Source organism: Shewanella sp. SR44-3 (genome assembly GCF_014163735.1).
Taxonomy (GTDB): Bacteria; Pseudomonadota; Gammaproteobacteria; order Enterobacterales; family Shewanellaceae; genus Shewanella.
The window spans coordinates 1-952 of record NZ_JACJDV010000096.1 but is presented as its reverse complement, the minus strand read 5'-3'; the positions used below and the strand labels follow the sequence as shown (position 1 = coordinate 952).

Annotated in this window: 1 protein-coding gene and 1 pseudogene; both read left to right on the top strand. The window is 38.9% G+C overall.

Annotation, left to right across the window (positions count from 1 at the left end):
• A partial coding sequence (locus H5073_RS17965; RefSeq protein WP_220488111.1) for a hypothetical protein occupies positions 1 to 480 on the top strand: 480 nt, incomplete at its 5' end.
• A gap of 103 nt (positions 481 to 583) precedes the next feature.
• Positions 584 to 794: pseudogene (locus tag H5073_RS18630) on the top strand (hypothetical protein); the annotation flags it as partial.
• Positions 795 to 952: the final 158 nt, after the last annotated feature.

Here is a 952-nt window from a genome sequence, read left to right as displayed (position 1 = left end):
TCTTTTAAGGCTCAAAATCAGATGCAGGTAGATGAAGAAGCTTATTTAAAACGGGTTTATAGAATAAAAACTGAGCAAGAAATAAAGAGCGACAAGATGATGAATGTTTATATAAGTGATGCATGGGTGTCTTATCTAGCTAATATAAGATGTACTAATTTTACGACTACTTATGGCAAAGCGTGGAATAAAGGGCATTTCCTATCAAAAGATTATAGTTTCACTTGCACTTATTATGACCGAGTTGAGCAGGATTATAATGGTCAGCGTAAGTTTTCAATATCTTATCGTTTTTTAACTTCCGCTGATGGTAATAAAGATATTCTTAATGCTAGAGAGCATGAATTAATCAATGGGGTTAAAACCATCATGTCCAATTTACAGATTAAAAATATGGACGTAGAACGCATGAAGCGAGAAGGTCTTTATTTTGAAAGTCAGCCATTTTTTGTGCCCGAACACGCCTTGTTGCCCTTGTGAGAAATATGCAGCCGTGTGGTTCGAAGATAACTCTATTCACTAAGTGTGTAGCAAGGGCGTTTTAGCTAATCCGATTTAAAAGCTAAGCGCTCGATGAAGCTGTGCTGTCTTGGCTTGTATGGCTTATGTCGATCACTCTTTGTTAACAGCAAGTCACTATCCAGAATCCAACCCCACCAGAACTGTCAGATCATACCAGTATTCAATTGCGCATTAGGGCTGCCTTGAAAGGCGAACAACCTGATAACTTGCTGCCGTTCGTTGGCAATGAACGTCAACATCAGCCTAAAGGTATCGCGTTCGGCTTGGACGAAGAAGTCTTTGCCAATTTACTCCAAGTAACCTTGACAATCCAATGGCTTGGACATTGAGACGGCAAATCATTTTTCTGAATGAAATCAGTTTATTTCGTCCATCATTCCCCATAATTATCGCAAATGATTAGTTGTTTGGGGAAACTCGCTATTTGAGT